A 21,944-nucleotide genomic window follows, 5' to 3' on the forward strand; every position below is an offset into this window, starting at 1 on the left:
CGACGGATCCGCCACCACCTGCTCCAACAACCGCACCCAACGCGCCAGCACCGACTCCACCGTCGAGCGGTCGAACAGGTCCGTCGAGTACTCGACCAGCACCTCGATGCCTACCGGGGTCTGTGCCTGGTCCTGGTGCTCGGTGAGCGAGATGAGCAGGTCGAAGCGCGAGGTGCCGGAGCCGAGGACCTCCGCGTGCACCTGGAGGCCCGGGAGTTCGAACTCCTCGCTCGGCGCGTTCTGCAGGACCAGCGCCACCTGGAAGAGCGGGTGGTGGGAGTTCGAGCGGTGCGGGTTGAGCAGCTCCACCAGGCGCTCGAACGGCACGTCCTGGTGCTCGTAGGCGGCCAGGCTCGCCTCGCGCACGCGCCGGAGCAGCTCGTCGAACGCGGGGGCGTCGGAGGTGTCGGTGCGCAGCACGAACATGTTGACGAAGAGGCCGACCAGGTCGTCGAGCGCCTCGTCGGTACGACCCGCGACACCACTGCCGAGCGCGATGTCGGTCCCCGCGCCGAGCCGGGTGAGCAGCGCCGCCATGGCGGCCTGCAACACCATGAACACGGTGGTGTTGGAGCCGCGTGCCAGCGCGACCAGGCCCCGGTGCAGCTCCGGGGTGAACTCGAACATCAACTGGTCACCCGCGTAGGTGGCCTGCGCGGGGCGCGGCCGGTCGCTGGGCAGGGTGACCTGTTCCGGAAGGTCTGTCAGACGATCAACCCAGTAGGCGACTTGCTTGGCATACAGGCTCTGCGGATCCGACTCGTCGCCGAGCATCTCCCGCTGCCACAGGGTGTAGTCGACGTACTGGACGGGGAGTTCGTCCCACTGCGGGGTGCGTCCCTCGACCCGCGCGGTGTACGCCTCCAGGAGGTCGCGGGCCAGCGGTCCCATCGACCAGCCGTCACCCGCGATGTGATGCATCAACAGCAACAGCACGAACTCGTCCGGGCCCAGCTGGAACAGCCAGGCCCGGATCGGTATCTGGGTGGCGAGGTCGAAGGTCTGGCGCGCGGCCGCCTCCAGCTCCTCGGTCAGCGCCGCCTCGGCGACCGGCCCGACCGCCCAGTCGAGGTCGAACTCGCCTGACTCCAGGACCAGTTGGTGCGGCTCACCGTCCACCTCGGGAAAGACGGTGCGCAGCGACTCATGACGCTCCATCACATCGCGAAGGGCCGCCTGCAGCGCCTCCGCGTCGACCTCGCCCTTCAGCCGCAGCGTCAGCGGCATGTTGTACGTGGCCGACGGGCCCTCCAGCTTGTGCAGGAACCAGAGGCGGCGCTGTGCGAAGGACAAGGGGATCACGAGCTGATTCCTTCTTCCTGCCCCAACACTGAGCAAAGCTGAGGCACTGGCGGACTGTCCGGGCCAAGTCGGCAGAAACGTCGAAGTAGAGCCCTCACACAGACTCATGGATCGCACACGCCAGATCGGTTGCGCGAGGGCAGGGCGGAGCGGCTGCCCAGGTGGCAGCGAATGTGCGAAGGCAGGGGAAAGCGCCGAGAGGAACACAGGAGATCCCATGGCGTCTCGGCTGAACGCGGGACGCTTCCCGGTGACCGGGCGAGGCGTGCGATCTCCCGCAGCTACCCGCCGGGGCCATCGGCTCCGCTTCCCGCTACGGGGTCCGGACGGAGGAGGTGATGACGCGGCGCGAGGCGCGAGGGAGCGGCGACGGGCGGGTGAGGATGCGCTGACCGTCCGGCCCAGCAGGCCCTGCGGCGCAACGCGGCGGGCTCATGCAAGGCGCGCCCGCGCCAAACAGCAACCGTACGTAACCATGCGGGCCAGAGCCCAAGCTGACGCCCCGCCATCGACGCCGACCGTGTTCCACCATGAACGCAAACTCCCCCGTCGAGCTTTTGGTGTTCGGTCCAACCGGGCCCGGAACCGGACCCTCGGCGCGAGTCAATCAGGCGATCCACAGCACGTCAAGGCGAGAATCCGCTTGCCGCAGCAGGGAGTTTCGCCCACGGACCACTGCCACCTCCCGATTCGGCGGCCCCACGCCGGGCAGGGTCCGCCGGCGGTCGGCCGCCCCGCCGGCATCAATTGTTCGCATACCCAGTCCAATGTGACCTGGGTCATACTGGATGCCCGAGGTATCGCCTAGCGTGATCGAGCGCTGACCGAGTGAACGTCGCCGCCTTGATCCTCCGTCGCCGCCAGACCTTCGCCTGCCCACTCGCCCGGCCGGCTGCCGTCACCCGTGCCGCAGGCAGCTCCTGCCTGCGACCGACCCGACCATCAGGGACGTGGAAAGCTTCCATGCCAGAGAACAACGCCCGGCGCCGTGCCCTTGACTCACTGGACCTGAAGCAGCGCTTCGACGCCAATCTGGCCAGGATCGACGGCCTTGAGGACTTCGACGCCTCGCTCGGTGTCGAGACCAGCAGCCCGGTGGAGCCCTGGGAGATCCAGGAGGCCGACGACAGCACCCTGGTGAACAACTCGCGCTACTCGCCCACACCGGTGCGCACCATTCGTCAGGCGATCGAGACGGCTGCCGTCGAGCAGGCCGAGGTGTCCTTCGTCGACTTCGGCTCAGGTAAAGGGCGGGTCCTGCTGGTCGCCGCCGAGTACCCTTTCAAGAAGGTCGTCGGGGTGGAGTTCTCCCTGGAGCTCTGTACGATCGCGCGAAGGAACATCGAGCGCCTGCCGCAGGGTCGCGGCAACCGGCCCGCCCTGGAGGTCCGCTGCCAGGACGCACGGGATTTCGAGATCCCCGAGGACGCCGGTTTCTTCTACTTCTACGAGCCGTTCACCCCTGCTGTCGCCGCCGTGGTGCTCGACCGCATCGAAGACTCCCTCGCCCGGGCACCGCGCGCCGCGGTGCTCTGTTTCGTCGGCTCGGCTCTGCTCCCCGTGCTCGACGGGCGCACCTCCTGGTCGCAGGCGGGCGAGACCCTCGCGTCGCCGGACGACCCGTACTTCGAGACCCGGCTCTACCGGAACACCGGCAGCACCGGGGGACGTTGGCGTGGAACCAGCCGCTGACGTGGAACCGCGGGGTGCTCCCGCCGCCCGCTGCCGCTCGGCCGCCGGTCACTCCCCCGCGCGGCCGAGCAGCAGCGGGGAGGCCGGCCGCCGGCCGGGGTGCATCCGCAGCAGCAGGTTGACCACACCGGCCAGGCCCGGCAGCAGACCGGGCGAGAACGCCTCCCTGGCCAGCCCGCCGATCGCGCCGTGCTCCTCCAGGCCGCTGAGCAACTCGGCATCGGCGACGCCGCGTTGCTCGTGCTCCGGGGGCACGGCCGACGGGTCGCAGTCGCGCAGCGCCGTCAGTAGCTCCCACAGGCCCAGGTCCCCGTGGCACAGGGTGTGGGTCCAGCCGAAGCCCTCGCGCAGCGCGGCCGGCCCGGCCCGGCGGGCGGTCTCCAGGTGGGCCGGATCCCCGGTGCGCCGGTAGAGGTCCACGGCGGCCAGCCCGATGCCGGTGGCGCCGTGGCACCACGCGGTGGCGTGCTCCACGCCGCTGGTCTCCCGCAGGTCGGCCCAGGCGCCGGCCGTCGGCGAGTACAGCGATCGTTCGAACCCGAGCGCCTGGTCGGCGAGTCGGCGCCAGCGCTCACGGTCGGCCGGCGTCCCAGCCGGGCTGAGCGCGAGCCTGGTCAGCGCCCAGCCCATCCCGGTGGCGCCGTGCGCGAAGCCGCCCACGGCAGCGGGGAAGAGGGCGGTGGGCCAGTGCGCACCGCGCTCGTCCAGCACCACCGTCCGCTCCAGATGCCGGCCCGCCTCGGCGGCGGCCGCCAGCCAGCGCTGTGCGCCGGTGGTCTCGGCGAGTGCCAGCAGCGGCACGACGGCGCCGGCCGCGCCACCGAGCACGTCCAGCGCCCGGTCCTGGCCGATCCGCTCCGCGTCGAGCAGCCCGGCCCTGGCCTGGGCGCGTTCCAACAGCCATTCCTCGCCGAGGACTTCGTGCAGGGTCGACCAGGTCCACAGCTGGGAGGCAAGGCCGGTGAAGCCGCCGATCTGCCGGGTGGGCAGCAGGTCCTCGGTGGCGGCGAGCACCCGCAGCGCACCTCGCAGCAGTTCGTCGACGCCCTCCACCGGGTCGGCCCGGCCGGCGGCCTGTTCCTGCCGGTACTGGGCCAGCGCGAGGACGACGCCGCCCTGCCCGCTGTAGAGGTCGGCGGTCAGCGGGCGGATCGCCCAGCCGACGTCGGTGAGCACCGGGCTGATCCAGGTGGCCGTGCCGTCCCCGCCGCGCACCGCGGCGGCGGCGATCGTGCGGACCGCCTCCGCAGCCAGCCGCCGCCGGCGCTCCTCGGCCTCTCGCAGGTGCGGATCAGTGGCCGGTTTCGGTATCCGCGAGGGGAACTGACGCTCATTCAGATAGGCGCCGACCAGGGCCCCGCGGATCACCTCCTGTTCCAGGGCGAAGTCGGCCGTGCGCCAGTCGGTCAGCGCTGCCGCCAGCGTGGCCGCGTCCACGAACGTGGTGAAGACCGGCACGTCGCCGAGCAGCAGGTCGTCGATCTCCGCCTCGATCTCCGCGGCCTGCCGGGGCGCGGCCGGGTTGCCCTGCGCGTTGCGGGTCAGGATGTCCCTGGCCCGGTCCAGCGCGGCGGCCGGGTCGTGCAGCGAGGCGGGGTGCCAGAGCATCCGGCCGATCTCCATGTACGCCTGGGTGGGACGGCGGATCACCCGCACCTCGCAGCCCTCGAACCCGCTGAGCGCGCGGCGCAGTTCGCTCCGGTCGTCCAGTCGGCGCAGCCGCGCCGTCAACTCCTCGAACCCGCCCAGGACCTGCTGCCAGTGGCGGCCCAACACCGGTGCGGGGCTGGGGTGGTTGCGAGCCGCCCGGACCTCGACGGCGGTCAGCTCCATCCGGGCGCTGTCCCGCCCGCCGTCCACGATCACCGGCATCGGGATCCGCGGCTGCTGCCCCGGCAGCCCGCCGGCCGCCGAGAGGTCGACCCCGGCCAGGGTGTAGCCGTCCAGGCGCAGCGGCAGGATGCCGGTGCGCAGCACGGTGCTGCGCACCGCGCCGGCGGCCAGGTCGACCGCCTCGCCGCGCCCGCTGGGCTCGGTCGGCGGATCGGGGGTGAACAGGGTCTCGGCGTCGACCACCACCGGTACCGGACCGTGCGCGAGCAGGTTCTCGGCGTGCAGGTCGGTGCCGCCGACCAGCCGCACGACGGCCAGCCAATGGCCCAGGTTCCGGTAGAACAGGGCGAGTTCGGCCTCGCCCTGGCAGTACACGTGCTCGACGTGGGCGGCCCAGCCGTACGGCTCGCCGCCAGGGTCCACCCGGGTCAGCACCGCGGGCACCCGGATCGGCGCGGTGGGCCCAGCGGTGGGCCCGGCGGTCGGCCCGGCGGTCGGCCCGGGTGGGAGCACCGCGTCCAGCAGGTCGCGCAGCGCCGCGTCGACCCGCAGCGAGCGCGGCTTGTACATCACCGTGCCGCCCTCGAAGCGCAGCCTGGCCACCGCGTGCCCGCCCCGGTGCTGGTCGCCGGCGCCGAGTTCGAGTTCGAGCAGCGCCCCGGCGGGCCCGCCCAGCAGCTCGCCGAGCGCCACCCGGTCGGCCGCCAGCCGCCGGGCCAGGGTGAGTCCGGCGTCCAGGTGGAGCCGCCCGGCCGCGCGAACCCGCTCGTGCAGCACGGGGTAGCGCTCGCGCAGCCCGTCCAGGTAGTCGCCGCTGACGGCGCGCCGCAGGAAGCTGTGCCAGCGGTCCCTCCCGTCCGCGCCCGTCAGCTCACCGGCGAGCGCCGCGGCCCGCAGCTCCAGCAGGAAGACCCGGTTGAGCTTGAGCTGGAGCGAGCGCGACAGGCCGGTGCGCAGGGCGGTGGCCAGCACCTGCCGTTCCTCCTCGGCCAGGCCGGTCAGCTCCGGGAGGCGGCGCTCCAGCCCGGCGAGCAGCGGGGCGGCCAGGGCGTGCACCGGCTCGGCGAACCAGCCCTCCTCCAGCGGCACTTCGACGGCCTCCTGCGGCATGGGTGCGTCCTCTCCGGATCCTCGGCCGCGTGGCCGGCGGGCCGACGCACGGACGGGCGGCGCTCCCGTGCCGCGGAACCGCCGCCCGCTGTCGCGGGTTGGGTCAGCAGCAGTAGCTGTGCATCGAAGCGCTACAGCTGCTGCAGTGGGTGAGGATGCCTTCGTGGGACTCGGCGAGCGCGGCCTCGGCGGCGGCGCCGCCCACATAGAGCGGGCCGGCCGGGTTGGCCAGGCCGTCGGCGCCCTCGGCGCCGCCGAGCCAGGCCGCGACCACGGCGTCCGTGCGGGATCTGGTGAGCGTGGGCATGTCACTCAACTCCATTCCGGGGTGGACCAGTTGTCCGGTCACGGTAGGACGGCATCTCCATCTCGGCTGCTGCGAAATCCAGCCATATCCACAGCAGTTTTCCGAGCCCCTCACCCCGCTGTCCGGTGCGGGCAGCGCAGAGCCGTTGCCCGCACCGGACAAGCCCTCGTCGCCTCCCGGCTCAGGCGGTCACCTTCTCGATGAACGCGGCGACATTGGCCACGGTGCGCCGGATCTTCTCCTCCAGGGTGAGCGACTCCTGCAGCCGCGCCCCGGCGCCCGCCTCCTTCTTGCCCCGCACGTAGAGCGAGCAGGCGAGGTCGTTGCAGAGGTAGCCGCCCACCGAGTTGCCCTGCTGCCCGGCCTTGCCCGCCTTGCGCGCCACCATCAGGCAGACGCCGCCGGTGTGGGTGGTCAGGCACATCGAGCACATGCTGCGCCGCAGCTGCCAGGAGGAAGGGCTGGGGCAGCGCAGCGCGACGGCCTGCGGGCGGCCGTCCAGCTCGGCGACGAGGTAGGCGCGGTCGGGCGCCTGTGGATCTCGCCAGCCGAGGTAGTCCAGGTCGTCCCAGGGGCGGTCGGCCAGGTCACGCGGGACGGCCAGCCGCTTCACCTCGCCCTTGGTGCAGTTGACGAAGGCGGCACGGATCTCTTGCTCGGTCAGTGGCTTCATAGAACGCAGGCTAATTTGCCTAAAGGCTTTAGGCAAATGCATAATAGGTTCTGTCGATTGAGAGGCAGGCTATGGCACGCGCAGGACTGACCCCGGAACGCCTGACCCAGGCCGGAGCGGAACTGGCCGACGAGGTCGGCTTCGACCAGGTGACCGTCTCGGAACTCGCCAGACGGTTCGACGTCAAGGTGGCGAGTCTCTACTCGCACGTGAAGAACTCGCAGGACCTCAGGACCAGGATCGCCCTGCTCGCCCTGGAGGAGCTCGCCGACCAGGCCGCCGAGGCGCTGGCCGGGCGGGCCGGCAAGGACGCGCTGACCGCCCTCGCCAACGTCTACCGCGACTACGCCCGCGAGCACCCGGGCCGCTACGCCGCCACCCAGTTCCGGCTCGACCCGCAGACCGCCGCCGCCAGTGCCGGCGTGCGGCACTCCCAGATGACCCGGGCGATCCTGCGCGGCTACGACCTGACCGAGCCGGACGAGACGCACGCCGTCCGGCTGCTGGGCAGCGTCTTCCACGGCTACGTCAGCCTGGAGCTGGCGGGCGGCTTCAGCCACAGCGCCCCCGACAGCCAGGAGACCTGGACCCGGGTGCTGGACGCTCTGGACGCCCTGCTGCGCAACTGGCCCGAGGCACGGCCCCACCCCTGACCGGCAACCCCCTCACCACCACGAACGACAGGCTGAGCCCCATGCCCACCGGCACGCCCGACTGGATCACCACCCCCGTCACCGCCGACCTGCTGCGCGGTGCCCTCGACCTGGAGCACACCGCCCACGGCGTGCTCCCGCACCGGCTGCCCGCCCGGGCCCGCGCCCAGTGCACCGACGGACAGCTCGCCATGGCCGAGGCCCAGCCCTCCGGCGTCCGGCTGGTCTTCCGCACCCGGGCCACCGCCATCGAGCTGGACACCCTGCCCACCAAGCAGGTCTACGTCGGCGCCCCGCCCCGCCCGGAGGGGGTCTACGACCTGCTCGTCGACGGCCGTCCGGCCGGCCAGGGCCGCGTCAGCGGCGGCAACACCCTGACCATCGACATGACCACCGGGACCACCGAGCACCGGCCGGGCCCGCCCGGCACCCTGCGCTTCACCGGCCTGCCCGAGGACGCCAAGGACGTCGAGATCTGGCTGCCGCACAACGAGACCACCGAGCTGCTCACCCTGCGCACCGACGCCCCCGTCGAGCCCGCGCCGCAGCGCGACCGCAAGGTGTGGCTGCACCACGGCAGTTCGATCAGCCACGGCTCCGGCGCCCCGAGCCCGACCGCCACCTGGCCCGCCCTGGCCGCCACGCTCGGCGGCGTGGACCTGATCAACCTGGGCTTCGGCGGCAGCGCACTGCTCGACCCGTTCACCGCCCGCGCGATGCGGGACACCCCCGCCGACCTGATCAGCGTGAAGCTCGGCATCAATCTGGTGAACACCGACCTGATGCGGCTGCGCGCCTTCACCCCGGCCGTGCACGGCTTCCTGGACACCATCCGCGAGGGCCACCCCGACACCCCGCTGCTGGTCGTCTCCGCCGTCCTGTGCCCCATCCACGAGGAGACGCCCGGCCCCAGCCTCCCCGACTTCGGCTCGCTCGCGGGCGGGCAGCTGCGGTTCCGGGCCGCGGGCGATCCGGCGGAGCGCGCGAGCGGGAAGCTGGCCCTGGGCGTCATCCGCGAGGAGCTGGCCCGGATCGTGGCGCAGCGGTCGGCCGAGGACCCGAACCTGTACTACCTCGACGGCCGGGAGCTCTACGGCCGGGCCGACTACGCCGAGCTTCCGCTGCCCGACGAGATCCACCCGGACGCCGCCACCCACCGCCGCATGGGCGAACGCTTCGCCGCGCTGGCCTTCGCCGCCGACGGCCCCTTCGCGGAGCGTCACGGGTAGCGGGGGCCAGGTGGCGGGGGCCGTGAACGGTACCGGGGTCGCGAGCGGGGTGGGGGTCGCGAGCGGCGGGGGCGCGGGCGGCGGGGGCGCGGGCGGCGGGGGCGCGGGCGGCGGTCAGCCCAGCAGCTCGCGCCCCTGCTCGAAGAAGGCCACCACCCCGTCCACTCCCCCGAGCTCGCGCAGCGTGACCGCCGCGCCGAACGGTGCGTTCCAGAACGGCCCCTGCGGCGGCGTCTGCGGGCCGACGAAGGCATACGGTTCGGCCTGGAAGCCGTCCCCCGGCGAGACGCCGTAGTTGACCTCCGCCACGGTCACCGCGATGTCGAAGTGCTCGGGCCAGATGACCGGCTCGGCCTGCGGGAAGAGCCTCCGCAGGGCCGCGTCGCCGACCGCGAAGGCCTGCGCGATCAGCTTGGCGGCCTGCGGATCGGCTTCGATCGCATCGTGCGGCGTGGCGCCGGAGCCGTCCTGGTAGACGCCGGCGGGCGCCCCGGCGCTCACCCCGATCGCGGCCGCGAGGGCGGCGCAGGTGGTCCACTCCAGGTAGAGACGCTCGTCGGCCGCCACCAGCTCGGCGCCGACGACCTGCGCATGCGGCTCGGCGGTGGTGGCGAAGCCGCCGAGGGCGGCGCGCAGCCTGATCGTGCCGCTGGCCCGGTACTGCGGCCCGGCCAGCACCAGCTCGGCGACGGCGTGCAGGGCGCGGCGGGTGCGGACGAGCGTTTGGATATCCATAGTCGGAATGCTCCCCCACCTCGGTGCGCGGCGTCATACCGGGTGGCTGCCGATGCGGCGCACGGGTGGGCGGCGGTGTTGCCGGCCCGCGCGGTTCCCGCGTGGTTCACCCGGGTGGCCGACGGGCCCAGAACAGCGCGTGACCGCCGTCGCCCTCCGGGACGAACTCCTCGGCGACCGGCTCCAGCCCGGCGCCGACCAGCCGGCCGCGACCGGTGGCGGCATCCGGGTGGCTCCACCACATCGCCGCGCCGCCGCCGAGCCAGTTCTCGTCCGTGCCGCTCCACGCCCGGTGCCCGGCCGCCTGCACGGCCCGCGCCACCGGCACCCCGCTGCCGGCACCCCGCTGCCGCACCCGACGTCCAGCACCGAACCGCCGGCCGGCAGCCCGGCCGGCAACTCCTCGATCCAGGGGCCGTACTCGGTCTCGCTGCCGTAGGCGCGATCGTAGTGGTCCGACAGCCGGTCGTATCCGCGCCGGACCACGTCCTTGGGATCCTCGGTCGTCACATTCCGGGAGGCCAGCAATCAACGCCCCGCGACGCGACGACTTTTCCCCAGCAGGGGCAGCCGTGTCAGCGACGCATCATCACGGCGACAGCGCACCGACATACCCTGCGACAGTGACCTGACCTGGAGGTGCACCTGACGCACACTCAAGCAGTGCTGACGCCAGGAACATCGGAGCGGGAAGACCGGCGCGGTCCGGCCTGAAGTCGCTCTCGATCGGCGCTTGACCGGCTCCACCCCGGGGTAGGTCCCGGTCCCACGCTCCCAACCGGAAGGAGATCCACCATGTCCGACATCAACGAGACCCCGAGCTTCGAGCTTCAGGACCTCGACCTCAGCGACCTCACCGTCACCTCGCTGCGCGACAGCGCCGCGCTGCCCGAGGGCGGCGCGTCCTGGGGGTCGAGCTCCTGCCAGGGCTCCTCGTCCTGTGCGCAGCAGAACCCGCAGAGCCCGTACACCGCCGCCTGACCATCGCCACGTCGCGCCCGACAGCCGGCTCCTGACGTCTGACAGGCGACAGCCGCCGGTCGGCGTCAGGACCCGCCACCCGCCTCGGGGCACCCGGCCACCACCGGGTGCCCCGAGGATGTGGCTCGGCCGGCAGATCCGTACGTGCGGTAACGAAAGGCCTGACCACCCAGGACATGTCAACGAAAGCGGGGGTGTGATGACGACGTACGCCACGGAGCCGGCCTGCCCGGCACTCGGCTACGCCGTGCACTGCGCGCCGTACGCCCTGGTGCGCGCCACCGTACTGTGTCACCCCGCCGAGCACCCGCGGGCCACCGCTTTCCGCGCCGAAGCCGCCGAACTCACCGAGACCGAAGGCGAGTTTGCTGCCCTGCGGCCACTGCTCGGCGACGCCCTGCACGACAGCGCCACCGGCCACTCGCAGAGCTTCCATCGCGAGGTGGTCCTACCGCTGCGACGCTCACTGCACCAGCGGCGCGAGCCCCGCCCCGCGCTGCTGCAACGCCTCGGCGACCTGCCCGAGCGGGTGCCCGAGCTGGCCGCCTGGCTGCGGCTGCGCCGACGGCAGGAGGCGCTGCTCGCCGCCGCCGACACCACCGCCCTGCCCGCACTGGCCGCCGAACGGGAGGCCCTGTCGGCGCTCTGCCGGGAGCCCGCACTGGCCCGGGCGGTCGCGCTCACCAGCGCCGACCTGCTGCGGGCCGTCGAGCGCGCCGGGGCCGGCGCCGGCGACAAGCGGGCCCGCAAGGAGGAGCCCGGGGTGCTGCGTTACGCCCTGCGGGCCAGCACCAAGACCAGTCCGCTCTCCTGGTTCACCGCCGTCGGCTGGGGCAGGCCGGCCACCACACCCGCCGGGGCCGCGCAACCGGGCGCCCTCTGCGACGAGTTGGCAGCAGGCCCGCTGACCGCGGTGGTGAAGGTCAACCGGGCGCTGGTCAGCGCGCTCGGCCAGGCGCTGCTCGACTCCCCGCGCCGACGCGCCGAACTGCCGCACCGGATCACCAGCTCCGCGCGGGTCGGCGACGGGCAGGCAGCCTACGCCCGCAGTCGACCGGCGTTCGCCGGCGGGCGGTTCCTGATCAGCTCCGAGGACGAGGTCGCGCTGGCCGCCACCGGGCCGCTCGCCTTCGTCACGGCGCAGTCCCACACCCCGGCCACCCTGGCCGAGTTGACCGAGCTGCTGAGCGCCGCCCTGCCCGGCCCGGCGGGCGGGGTGGCGGCGGCCGGCTTTCTGGAGCGACTGACCGAGGCGGGACTGCTGGTCCCCAGCGAGCCGCTGGATCCGCAGGGCGACCAGCCATTGGCGCGGCTGTCGCAGTGGCTGCGGGCCTGGCCCGAGGACGCCGAACTCGCCGACCGGATCGAGGAGATCGACCGGCTCACCCGGCACTTCACCCTGCTGGCCGCCGAGCGGCGCCCGGCCGCGCTCACCGATCTGGAGACGCGCTGGACCGCCGTGCTGGCCCGAGCCGGCCGCCCGGTCCCCGAGCAGGGCGCGGCGCTGACCGTGCTGTCCGAGGACGTGGTGGCACCGGCCGTACTGCACCTGGACGGACAGCTCACCGCCGCGGACACCGAGGCCCTGGCCGAACTGACGCCGCTCGCCGAGCTCTTCGACACCGGCCATGTGGTCCGCCGGCTCGTCCGCGACCGCTTCGTGGCCTGCTACGGGGTCGGCGGGAGCTGCCCGCACCTGTGGGAGTTCGGCGCCGAGGTGGCCGCCGCCTGGGAGGCCGCCTGGCAACTCCCCGTACTGAGCGATCGGCTCTCCGAACTCCCCGAGAGTCTGGCCGAGTTGGCCGAGCTGCGAGCTGCTGTGGCGAGCACCGTTGCCAGGGGCGGGGCCGCGGCGCAGCGCGGACCGCGGGAGGCGGACGGCGGTCTTCAGGATGCGGACGGCGGCCTGCGGGATGTCGAGCTGCCGACCGCCCTGGTCCGCGGGCTCGGCGCGCGGCTGCCCGGCTGGGCGGTGGAACGCCCGGTCAGCTACTCGTACTTCGTCCAGCGCGACGCGCACGGCGAGCGGCTCTGCGTCAACCAGGTGTACGGCGGCTGGGGCCGGTTCACCAGCCGGTTCCTGGACACGCTGGACCCGGCCGCCACCACCGAGGTCGCCCGGCAGATCCGCCGGGGGCTGGGCCCCGGGGTGCGGGCCGCCCAGGTCCGCCCGGTCGGCGGCTTCAACGCCAACCTGCACCCGCTGCTGCTCCCCGACGAGATCGGCCCCGACCGGCGCTGGGCCTCGATCGGCGAGGCCGATCTGGAGTTGGTCCACGACCGGGCCGGCGACCAGGTGCGGCTGCGGCTGCGTGCCACCGGCGAGTGGCTGGAGGTGGTGTACGCGGGCTTCCTGGCCCCCGTCATGCTGCCCCAGCGGCTCGCCCCACTGCTCTCCGACCAGCCGCACGGTGTCGTCGACTTCCGCGCGCTGCTCCCGCACGCCGAGCTGACGGCACCCGGCGGCGGCCGGGTGCTCCGCACCCCCAGGCTGACCTACCGCCACCTGGTCCTGCAGCGGCGCCGCTGGCACCTGCCGGCCGAGGCCGTCGGGGCGCTCCGCGCCGAGCTGGCCGCCGATCAGGAGGTGCCGGTGGCGACCGCCGCCCGCTGGCGTGCCCTGCTCGGCCTGCCCGAGCAGCTCTTCCTGCGCCCGGCCCCGGCCGTCTCGACCACCTGGACCGCCGACGATCTGCTCACCCAACTACGCCAGCCCAAGCCACAGTTCGTCGACCTCGGCAACGCCCTGCACCTGCGTTGCCTGGGGCGCTGGCTGGCCCGGCTGCCGAGCGGCGTGGTGCTGGAGGAGGCACTGCCCGCACCCGGCGGCCGGGACCGGCCCACCCGGGCGGTGGAGTTGGTGGCCGAGACCTACCGCGCCGGACAGCCTTCGGGGATGGACTCGTGACCTCTCCCAGACCCGGGCCACGATCCAGCACGACCCGCCGCCCCGACCGCCGTGAGCAGGAGTCACCCGTGTCCGACGAGAACGCCCGCGACCTGGTCGCCTACTACCACCAGCCGGCCAAGGGCCCGTTGCTGCGCGAGGCGATCCTGCCGCTCGCCGACCGGTTCACGGCGCAGGGGCTGTCCGTCCAGGTGGAGCGGCACTGGCTGCACGGCCCGCATCTGCGGCTGCGGATCGACGGCCCGCCCGAGCAGGTGGCCGCCGCGGCCGAGCAGGGTGCGACGGCCCTGCGCGCGTGGCTGCGCGCGCACCCCTCGCAGAGCGATCGCAGCGAGGCCGAGCTGCTCGCCGAGGCCGCGGCGGCGGGCCGCATCGAACTGATCGCCCCGCCCTACGGCCCGGTGGTGCCCGACAACACCGTCCGGATCGAAGGCGTCGACCGCTCCGCGCTGCGCGCCCTGCTCGGCCCCGACAGCGCCACCCTGCGCGACGATCTGCTGCGACTGGGCCTGCCCGCCCTGCGCGCGGGTTCGACCTTCCTCGGCGAGCACGGGGACAGCGGCGCCGCCCGGATCCAGCTGCTGGTGGCGGCACTGGCCGCGCACGCCTGCGCGCATCCCGACTCGCTGGTGGGCGGCCACTACTCCTACGTCTCCCACCTGGAGGACTTCCTGGTCCACGACGACCAGGACGGCAGGCTGCGGCAGGCCTTCGAGCAGCGCTGGCACGACTCACGGGAGGCGGTGACCGCCCTGGTCGAACGGATCGCCGCCGGCGACCTGCTGGAACGCGAGCGACCGTGGGCGCGCTGGTCGGCCGACGCCTGGCAGCTGACGCAGCAGCGGCTCGACGCCGGCGCCGATCTGCACGGGCGCCCGGCGGAGTACCAGGAGCGCGCGGCCGCCACCGGGGATCCGGCGCAGCTGGAGCGCTGGAGCCCCGACATCCGCACCACGTACAGCGAGTTCCACCAGCTGCTGGGCCGATCGGACCCGCAGGGGGCGATGTTCCAGCGCCCCGACTACCTGGTCTACCGCGCCTGCACCAACGCCCTGTACCGGCTTTTCACCATCTGCGACATCCGGCCGTTGGAGCGCTACCTGGCCGCCTACCTGGTCGTCCAGACCGTGCCCGTCCTCACCGGGCACCGCTGGCGCGAGCGACTGGACGAGGTCATCACGGCGGTCGAGGCCGCCTCATGAGCACCGCGGTCGAGCACGGCACCGAGAACGGCAGCACTGACCAACCAGCCGACAGCGTCGCCACCCTGACGGCACATCAGCTCCGACCGGGCCTCGCGGTCACCCCGCTGCGCGACGGGCTGCACCTGCGCGGCTGGCGCTCCAGCGTCACGCTGGAGGGCAGCCGCGCGCTCCCCGCGCTGTGGCAGTTGCTGGCGCAGGCGCTGCACACCGGCGACCACGCCGCGCTGACCGAGCGCGCCCCGGTCGGCTCGCCGCTGCGCACCGCACTGAACACACTGATCGGCCACCTGCACACGCACGACCTCCTGGTGGCCCGAAGCGACACCGCCTCGCCCTGGCTGCGCGCCGCGGCAGCGGACCCGGCCGCAGCGGCGGCGGCCATCGCAGCGGCCCGACCCCGCGTGCTGGCCGCCGACCCGGCGGGACCGATCGCCCAGGCCGCCGCCCGGGCACTGCGCCGCGCGGGGGCCGAGCCGACCGTCGCCGCCGGTCCCGCCGGGCTGCTCCTGCTCGCGCAGGGACCGGCGGGGCCCACGGCGATCGCGGCCCTGGTGACGGCGGACGGCGGCTTCGTCACGGCGCCCGGCAGCCCCGAGCAGGCCGCCGCGGACGCCACGGCCCTGACCACCCGACTGGACCTGGCCGCGGACGACACCCCGAGCACGCCGATCACGCCCCCCGCGCCCACCACACTCGGCACATTCGGCACCCTGGTGGCCGCGGCCGCCGCCCAGCGGCTGCTCTGCGCCGTCGCCGGACTACCCGATCCCGCCCACGAGGGCGAGGACGAGCGGGTGCTGCCGGACCGGCCCGCGGTGCTGGTCGCCGACGCCCGTCCACCGCGGGCCGACTACCGCACCTGGCTCGGCCCACGCCTGCTGGACCCCGAGCGCACCACGCCGCTGCCCGCGCCGGACACACTCCGGGAGGCGCTGCGCCGGGCGGCCGCCCTCGGGGACGAACGGGTCGGGCCCCTGCCCCCGGCGCTGCCCGGCGCGCTGCCACAACTGCCCGTCGCGCTGGTGGCCTGCGCGCAGCCCGAGGGCACCCTCCTCGCCGCCGGGGCACGGACCGATCTGGCCCGGCTGGACGCGGTCTGCCGAGCGGCGGAGCTGCGGCTGAGCGACGGGGAGTCCCAGGTGACGGTCGGCGCGACCGCCGACCACGCCTGGAGCCGCGCCCTGCGCCGGGCGGCAACGCGCCACGCGGCCGGCGCCCGCCCCGGCGAGCCACTGCCCGAGGAGTCCTGGGCAGCGCACCCGCAGGCCCGCCACTGGTGGCGCACGCTTTCCGAACGTATCGGCATCCAGGCCGAGTTGACGATGCGTCAGCTTGGTACGGGAGGGCACTCCGCCACCGTCCGCGCGGCGGGCCGACCACTGGGCCGTGCGATCGAGGCGACACCCGGCGACGCGGCCACCTTTGCCGCCCTGGGCGCTCTGGCCCACATCGTCAGCGAGGGGCTCGACCTGACGATCAGTCACTTCTCGCTGCCCAGTGGCGCCTCGGCCCCGCTCGCGGTCGCCGGCCTGGAGCCGGCCGGCTGGGAGGACGAGGGCTGGACGACCGGCTGGCTCGCGGGCCTCGCCGCCCGCGAGGCCACCCTGCGCGCCCACCTGCGCACCGAGCTGCACCGGGCGAGCGCCCCGGACCCGGCACCTTGGACCCCCTGGACCCCCTGGACCCCCGCCGACACCGAACCCGCCGCCCAAGCACTGCTCGCCGCCCTGCACAGCTGCGGCTTCACCGTCCTGCGCACACCCGGAGCCGCCCGATGAGCGCACCGCCCACCCTCCCCGTCCTCACCGGTGCCGCCGCCCTCGCGGCCACCGCGGGCCCGGCCGTCGTCCTGCTGGAGGAGTGGAGCCTGGGCCTGGCCGAGGAGTTGAGCCGGCATGCGCTCGACCACCCCGTGGCGTACGTCCCGGTGCGCCGCGACGGCGCGCTCACGGTGATCGGCCCGGTGCTGCGGCCGGGGTCGGCGGCCTGCCTGTGCTGCACCGAGTACCAGCGGCTGGCCACCACGGGCGGCCGGGTGCCCTGGCAGAGCCCGAAGCTGGAGCTGGCCGGCCCGGCCGCACCCGCTCTCGACGAGGCCACCATGGCGCTGGCCACCGACCTGCTCACCGCCCCGGACGCACCAGCGGACCCGGCAACCGACCACCCCGGGACAACCGACCACCGCGGGACAACCGACCACCCCGGCGCGACCGTTCACCTGCTGCACGGCGCCCGGGCCACCTGGTCCACCCACCGGATCCGCCCGATCGGCGGCTGCCCGGTCTGCGCGCCGCTGCCCGCCGACACCCCCGAGGACGCCGAACTCCCGCGCGTCGCCCGCCCGATGCCCGACCCGACGGTGCTGCGCGGCCCCAACTCCCGCACCAGCGCCGCCGGCCTGCGCGCCGCCCTGCACGACACGCGGTTCGGCCCGGTCCGCCGGCTGATCCGCACCGAGGACTCGGCGTTCAGCCTGACCAGCGCCTACCCCACCGACGGCCGGGCGCTGGACGACGGCGGCTACGGTCGCGCCGGCGACTTCGAGAGCAGCGAACGCGTGGCGCTCTTCGAGGCCGTCGAGCGGTACACCGGAATGCGCCCGACCGGCCGCCGCACCGTACTGCGCTCCTCCTACGAGCAGTTGGGACCCGACCGCGCCGTGGACCCGGCACGGCTCGGCCTGCCCGATCCCGCCTACCACGGGCACCCGGCGAGCCGAACCGTCCCCTACACCCCGCGGCTGGAGCTGGACTGGGTGCACGGCTGGTCGCTGACCCAGCGCCGCCCGCTGGCCGTGCCCGAGCACGTGGCCTACTGGGACGTCCCCGACCCCGACCGGCCACGCGTCGTCTACGAGAGCTCCAATGGCTGCGGGCTCGGCAACAGTCCCCAGGAGGCCGTGCTGTACGGCCTGTTCGAGGTCGCCGAGCGCGACGCCTTTCTGATGGCCTGGCATACCGCCACCCCGCTGCGCCGGATCACGCTGCCCGCCGACGATCCCGAACTACGGCTGCTCGCCGACCGCACCGCCCTGCTCGGCTACCAACTGCTGCTGCTGGACGCCACCAACGACTTCGGCATCCCGGCCGTGGTCGCCGTCTGCCGCTACCAGGGCGATCATCCGGACGCGCCCAGGGTGTTCCTCGCCGCGGGCGCCCACCACGACCCGCGCAGCGCCATCCGGTCCGCGGTGATCGAGGTGGTCACCACCGTCCACGCCTGCGCCCGGCGCGCGCAGAGCGAGGACCGGCCGTACGCGCCCGAGCGGCTGCGGCCGATGCTGACGGAGCCGGAGCTGGTCCTCGGCCTGGACGACCACGTCGGCCTGAACACGCTGCCCGAGGCGCAGCCGCGGCTGGCCTTCCTGTTCGCCGACACGCCGGAGCTGGACCGGCGCGAGGCCTGGCCCGGGGCTCCCGAGCCGGTGCCCGACCTGACCGAGCTGCTGGAGCGGACCGTCCGGCACCTGTCGGAGCTGGGGCTGGAGGTGATCGCGGTGCGCCAGGACGAGCCCGGGGTGCGCGACCGCCTCGGCCTGTACTGCGCGAAGGTCGTCGTACCCGGCTCACTGCCGATGACCTTCGGCCACGTCAACCACCGCACCCGGGGGCTGCCCCGACTGCTGGAGGTTCCCCACCGGCTCGGCCGCACCGAACGCCCGCTGCGCTACGACGAGTTGACGATCCACCCGCACCCCTTCCCGTGATCCCGACAGACCCGAGGACCCTCATGCCCGACTGGGACAGCTACCACCTCCACCTGCACAGCCGGACCGCGGCGGTGGACGGCTTCCTCACCTCCGAACTGGCCCCGCTGCTCGACGGGCTGGTCGCGGACGGGCAGGCGTCGGCCTGGTTCTTCATCCGCTACGGCGAGGGCGGCCCGCACCTGCGGATCCGGGTGCACGGGCAGCCGCCGTCCTCGTCCGCCGAACTGGCCGCCACACTGAGCCGGCTCGGCAAGGCGGTGCCGGCCGTCGAGGGGCCCTGGGAGTCGACGCACGGCGAGCTGCGCCTGGTGCCCTATGCCCCCGAAACCGAGCGCTACGGCGGCGAGTCGGCGCTCCCGGAGGCCGAGGAGGTGTTCGCGGTCTCCTCCCGGGTGGCGGTACTGGCGCTGGAGGGCGAGCCGGGCGCGGCCCAGCGCCTGGCCCTGGGCATCGACCTGGCCCTGACCACCGCGCTGGCGCTCGGCCTGGACCGGCTGGCGGGCGCGCGGTGGCTGCGCCGGCACGCCGCGGGCTGGCGCTGGGTCACCGAAGTCCCGGTGCTGCCGGGCGCCACCGTGCACGCGCGGGTCAACTCCGTCTTCGCCCTTCAGCACCAGGCCCTGGTGCACCGCGCCGAGGCCCTCTGGACGGGCTCCGCGCAGCCGGCCGCCCCCTGGCTCGCGCTGTGGGCGGACCGGGTGCGCGACAGCACGGTGCGCGAACTGTGGGTCTGGGCCTCCCAACTGCACATGCTCTTCAACCGCCTCGGCATCACCCCCGACGAGGAGCGGGCCGTCTGCCGGCTGGCCGCCCGCGCCCTGCTGGACGCGGGCGAGCCGCCGTCCTTCTTCCCCGAGGGCCATCGCGCCCCGGACCACCAGTACCTGGAGCGCAGCAAGTTCCAGGCCGGCCGTCCCCTGGACAGCGCGCTACGGCAGCTGCCGCCGGACGCCCTCACCGAGCTCGGCCGCCCCGGGCCGCGCGACATCGCCCTGCCCGCCGACCCGCTGCCCGCCTACCCGCTGCACCAGGTGCTCACCGAACGGGTATCGGCGCGCGGCCAGTTGACCGGGCCGCTGGCCGTGGACACCCTCGGCACCCTGCTCTGGTCCACCCTCGCCGAGAGCCACCACAGCGAGCGGCAGCTGTCCGACGGCAGCACCCGGTCCGAGGCACACCGGCCGTACCCGAGCGCCGGCGCGCTCTACAGCGTCCGGCTGCGCCTGATCGCCCTGGACGTCGAGGGCCTGGCCGCCGGCACCTACAGCTGCGTCCCCGAGCAGCGCGCGCTGCGACCGATCGGCCCCGCCCCGAGCATCGACGAACTCACCGCGCTCTCCTCCTACTTCTCCCGGCCCGCCGATGATCCCGACCTGGTGGGCATCGCCGAGGTACCGGCCGTCCTGGGCCTGCACCTGGAGTTCGGCCTGCTGCGCCGCCGCTACGGCCTGCGCGCCCTGCGCCTGGGCCTGTTGGAGGCCGGCCACCTCGCGCAGACGCTGCTGCTCACCGCCACCGCGCTGGGCCTGCGCAGCGTCCCGCTGTCCGGCTTCCTCGACGACCTGGCCCACGAGCTGTTCGGCCTGGACGACACGGACCAGCCCCTCCAGTACCTGCTGCCCCTGGGACGCCGCACCGACTGACCGGCCGCCGCCCGGGCCGGCTCCTCCGGCCGCCGCCCGGCCCCGGGCCCTGCCCGGACCGGCGCACCGGTGCTAGGGTCGCGCCATGTCCAAGATCGAGATAGACACGGCAACTGCCGAGTTCTTCGGCGCCTTTGACAACCGCGGCGGCAAGCCCGCCGATGTGGACCGGATCCGCCGGCTGATGCTGCCGGGCGGGGTGATCGTCAACACCGGCGCGAATTTCACCGTCTACACCGTGGACGAGTTCATCGAGCCCCGCCGGCGGCTGCTGAGCGAGGGGCGACTGGTCGAGTTCTCCGAATGGGAGACCTCCGAGCGCACCGACATCGCGGGCGACATCGCCTGCCGGTTCGGCGAGTACCGCAAGTCCGGGACGATGGACGGCGAGCCGTACGGGGGCGTGGGGACCAAGACCTTCCAGTTCGTCCGCACGCCCGAGGGCTGGCGGATCGCCGCGTTCTCCTGGTACGACCAGCCCTGACCGGCGTCCGACCAGCCCTGGCCGCCGTCCACCGCTCCTGACCGCCGTCCGACCGCCCCCGCCACGCCGCCGTCCCGCCGCCCGCCGCCGTCCCGCCACCGCCCCGCCGCCCGCACCGTCAGCGGCGGAACATCGCGGTCAGCGTGCGCCACCAGCCGCGCCGCTGCTCGGGGATGACGGCCCGCGGCCCGGCGCCCGGCCCGTCCGACGCCAGGTGCGGCAGCGCGTCCGCCCTGGCCGCCGGCGGCTCCTCCTCCTCGGGCGTGCGCGGCTCGAAGTACACCGGCAGCCCGGCCAGATGGCGGGAGATCCAGGCCGAGGTGTAGGTCAACTCGGGCTCTTCGACGGAGAGTTGGAGATCCGGGAGCCGGGTGAGCAGGATGTCGATGCCGGTCTCCGCGATCGCCCGGCCGATGTCCTGCCCGGGGCACTCGTGCGGGCCGCTGCCGAAGGAGAGGTGGGAGCGGTTGCCGTGCAGCGGCGTCGACAGGTCGGGGCGCACGACCGGGTCGGCGTTGCCGGCCGCGAGGCCGAGCAGCAGCATGTCGCCCTCCTTGATCCGCCGCCCGCCGAGCTCGGTGTCACCGGTGGCCCAGCGGCCCGCGACCAGCGACATCGGCGGGGAGTCCCAGAGGACCTGGTCCAGGGCCTCGGACAGCGTCATCTGACCGCCGGACAGGTGGGCCCGGAACCGCTGGTCGGTGAGGACCATCTTCAGGGTGTCCGCGATCAGGTTGACGGTCGTCTCGTTGGCCGCGAGCAGCACCACCCGCAGGTGCTCCAGCACCTCGTCGTCGGTGAGCCCGGCGCTGTGCTGCATCAGCCAGGAGACCAGGTCCAAGCCGGGTGCCACCCGCTTGCGGTCCATCATCCGGCGCAGCGTGGCCACGACGTAGTCGTTGCTCGCGATCGCCGTCTCGGTCCCCTTCATCAGGTCCCGGGCCGCCTCCACCAGCCGGGGCCCGTACTCCTCGGGCATGCCGACCAGTTGGGTCATCACGAGCATCGGCAGGTGCTCGGCGAACTGCGAGACCAGCTCGGCCTGGCCGCTGGGCCCGAACTCCCGGACCAGCTGATCGGTGAAGCGGGTGACGTGGCGCCGGATCCCGCGCCGGTCGAAGCGGTTCAGGCTGTCGGTGACCGCCTGGCGCAGCCGCCGGTGCTCCTCGCCGTCCGCGAACACGCACAGCGGCTGCCAGGCGATCACCGGCATCAGCGGGGAGTCCGGGGCGACCTGCCCCTCCTGGAAGGCCTTCCAGCGGCGCGAGTCGCGGGAGAACCGGGAGGGCGTGCGCATCGCGGTGAGGTTCGCGGAGTGGCCGAGGATCAGCCAGGCCGGCAGGTCGCCGTGCAGCAGCACGGGCGCCACCTCGCCGTACTCGGCCCGCAGCTTCTCGTACAGGCCCACCGGGTCGGCCTCGGCCTCGGGCCCGTAGAGCCGCCGCAGGCCGCCCGCACCGCGACCGGCGGTGTCGGACCC

Annotated in this window: 17 protein-coding genes; 10 read left to right on the forward strand and 7 right to left on the reverse strand. The window is 74.1% G+C overall.

Going from position 1 to position 21,944, the window contains the following annotated elements; all coding sequences use genetic code 11:
• On the reverse strand, window positions 1-1,302 hold a 1,302-nt coding region (locus tag ACFZB9_RS24910), incomplete at its 3' end, for a condensation domain-containing protein (RefSeq protein WP_391450580.1).
• Between the two features lie 963 nt (window positions 1,303-2,265).
• Here ACFZB9_RS24910 and ACFZB9_RS24915 point away from each other — a divergent pair.
• Complete coding sequence (locus ACFZB9_RS24915; protein ID WP_391450581.1) at window positions 2,266-2,994, forward strand: methyltransferase domain-containing protein; 729 nt, start codon at window positions 2,266-2,268, stop codon at window positions 2,992-2,994.
• A 48-nt stretch (window positions 2,995-3,042) separates the two neighbouring features.
• Here ACFZB9_RS24915 and ACFZB9_RS24920 read toward each other — a convergent pair whose 3' ends face one another.
• The 3 genes from ACFZB9_RS24920 to ACFZB9_RS24930 form a co-directional block, all read right to left on the reverse strand.
• Window positions 3,043-5,937, reverse strand: coding sequence for a type 2 lanthipeptide synthetase LanM family protein (locus tag ACFZB9_RS24920; protein ID WP_391450582.1), 2,895 nt, complete (start codon window positions 5,935-5,937; stop codon window positions 3,043-3,045).
• A 103-nt stretch (window positions 5,938-6,040) separates the two neighbouring features.
• The gene (locus tag ACFZB9_RS24925) at window positions 6,041-6,244 is read right to left on the reverse strand and encodes a DUF6229 family protein (protein WP_391450584.1); all 204 of its coding nucleotides are present in this window, start codon (window positions 6,242-6,244) and stop codon (window positions 6,041-6,043) included.
• Between the two features lie 181 nt (window positions 6,245-6,425).
• Complete coding sequence (locus tag ACFZB9_RS24930; RefSeq protein WP_391450586.1) at window positions 6,426-6,917, reverse strand: FBP domain-containing protein; 492 nt, start codon at window positions 6,915-6,917, stop codon at window positions 6,426-6,428.
• A gap of 71 nt (window positions 6,918-6,988) precedes the next feature.
• Here ACFZB9_RS24930 and ACFZB9_RS24935 point away from each other — a divergent pair, with 71 nt between their 5' ends.
• Together ACFZB9_RS24935 and ACFZB9_RS24940 are read left to right on the forward strand one after the other, a co-directional pair.
• A complete protein-coding gene (locus ACFZB9_RS24935) occupies window positions 6,989-7,570 on the forward strand; it encodes a TetR/AcrR family transcriptional regulator (protein ID WP_391450587.1) in 582 nt (193 codons plus the stop codon).
• A 41-nt stretch (window positions 7,571-7,611) separates the two neighbouring features.
• Entirely contained in the window at window positions 7,612-8,799 is a 1,188-nt protein-coding gene (locus tag ACFZB9_RS24940; protein WP_391450589.1) for a GDSL-type esterase/lipase family protein, read from the forward strand.
• A gap of 114 nt (window positions 8,800-8,913) precedes the next feature.
• On the opposite strand, the gene ACFZB9_RS24945 is transcribed toward ACFZB9_RS24940, so the two are convergent.
• Together ACFZB9_RS24945 and ACFZB9_RS24950 are read right to left on the reverse strand one after the other, a co-directional pair.
• On the reverse strand, window positions 8,914-9,534 hold the full coding sequence (locus ACFZB9_RS24945; protein WP_391450591.1) for a hypothetical protein: 621 nt from the start codon (window positions 9,532-9,534) through the stop codon (window positions 8,914-8,916).
• A 106-nt stretch (window positions 9,535-9,640) separates the two neighbouring features.
• Window positions 9,641-9,889 carry a hypothetical protein gene (locus tag ACFZB9_RS24950; protein ID WP_391450593.1) on the reverse strand — a complete coding sequence of 83 codons (249 nt, stop codon included), beginning with the start codon at window positions 9,887-9,889 and terminating at the stop codon, window positions 9,641-9,643.
• Between the two features lie 440 nt (window positions 9,890-10,329).
• On the opposite strand from ACFZB9_RS24950, the gene ACFZB9_RS24955 reads away from it, so the two are divergent.
• The 7 genes from ACFZB9_RS24955 (at window position 10,330) to ACFZB9_RS24985 (ending at window position 20,464) form a co-directional block, all read left to right on the forward strand.
• Entirely contained in the window at window positions 10,330-10,515 is a 186-nt protein-coding gene (locus tag ACFZB9_RS24955) for a thiazolylpeptide-type bacteriocin (protein ID WP_391450594.1), read from the forward strand.
• Between the two features lie 199 nt (window positions 10,516-10,714).
• Window positions 10,715-13,423, forward strand: a complete 2,709-nt coding sequence (locus ACFZB9_RS24960) for a lantibiotic dehydratase (protein WP_391450596.1) — start codon at window positions 10,715-10,717, stop codon at window positions 13,421-13,423.
• 68 nt (window positions 13,424-13,491) lie between these two features.
• On the forward strand, window positions 13,492-14,625 hold the full coding sequence (locus ACFZB9_RS24965) for a lantibiotic dehydratase C-terminal domain-containing protein (protein ID WP_391450597.1): 1,134 nt from the start codon (window positions 13,492-13,494) through the stop codon (window positions 14,623-14,625).
• On the forward strand, window positions 14,622-16,406 hold the full coding sequence (locus ACFZB9_RS24970; protein ID WP_391450599.1) for a hypothetical protein: 1,785 nt from the start codon (window positions 14,622-14,624) through the stop codon (window positions 16,404-16,406). Before ACFZB9_RS24965 ends, ACFZB9_RS24970 begins: the two co-directional genes overlap by 4 nt.
• On the forward strand, window positions 16,403-18,334 hold the full coding sequence (locus tag ACFZB9_RS24975; RefSeq protein WP_391450600.1) for a TOMM precursor leader peptide-binding protein: 1,932 nt from the start codon (window positions 16,403-16,405) through the stop codon (window positions 18,332-18,334). Before ACFZB9_RS24970 ends, ACFZB9_RS24975 begins: the two co-directional genes overlap by 4 nt.
• 23 nt (window positions 18,335-18,357) lie before the next feature.
• Window positions 18,358-19,980, forward strand: coding sequence for a thiopeptide-type bacteriocin biosynthesis protein (locus ACFZB9_RS24980; RefSeq protein WP_391450602.1), 1,623 nt, complete (start codon window positions 18,358-18,360; stop codon window positions 19,978-19,980).
• A gap of 85 nt (window positions 19,981-20,065) precedes the next feature.
• Window positions 20,066-20,464: a nuclear transport factor 2 family protein gene (locus tag ACFZB9_RS24985; RefSeq protein ID WP_391450604.1), complete on the forward strand. Its 399-nt coding sequence runs from the start codon at window positions 20,066-20,068 to the stop codon at window positions 20,462-20,464.
• A gap of 118 nt (window positions 20,465-20,582) precedes the next feature.
• On the opposite strand, the gene ACFZB9_RS24990 is transcribed toward ACFZB9_RS24985, so the two are convergent.
• Entirely contained in the window at window positions 20,583-21,911 is a 1,329-nt protein-coding gene (locus ACFZB9_RS24990) for a cytochrome P450 (RefSeq protein ID WP_391450866.1), read from the reverse strand.
• Window positions 21,912-21,944 lie beyond the last annotated feature (33 nt).

The organism is Kitasatospora sp. NPDC008050 (assembly GCF_042957465.1).
Lineage (GTDB): Bacteria > Actinomycetota > Actinomycetes > Streptomycetales > Streptomycetaceae > Kitasatospora.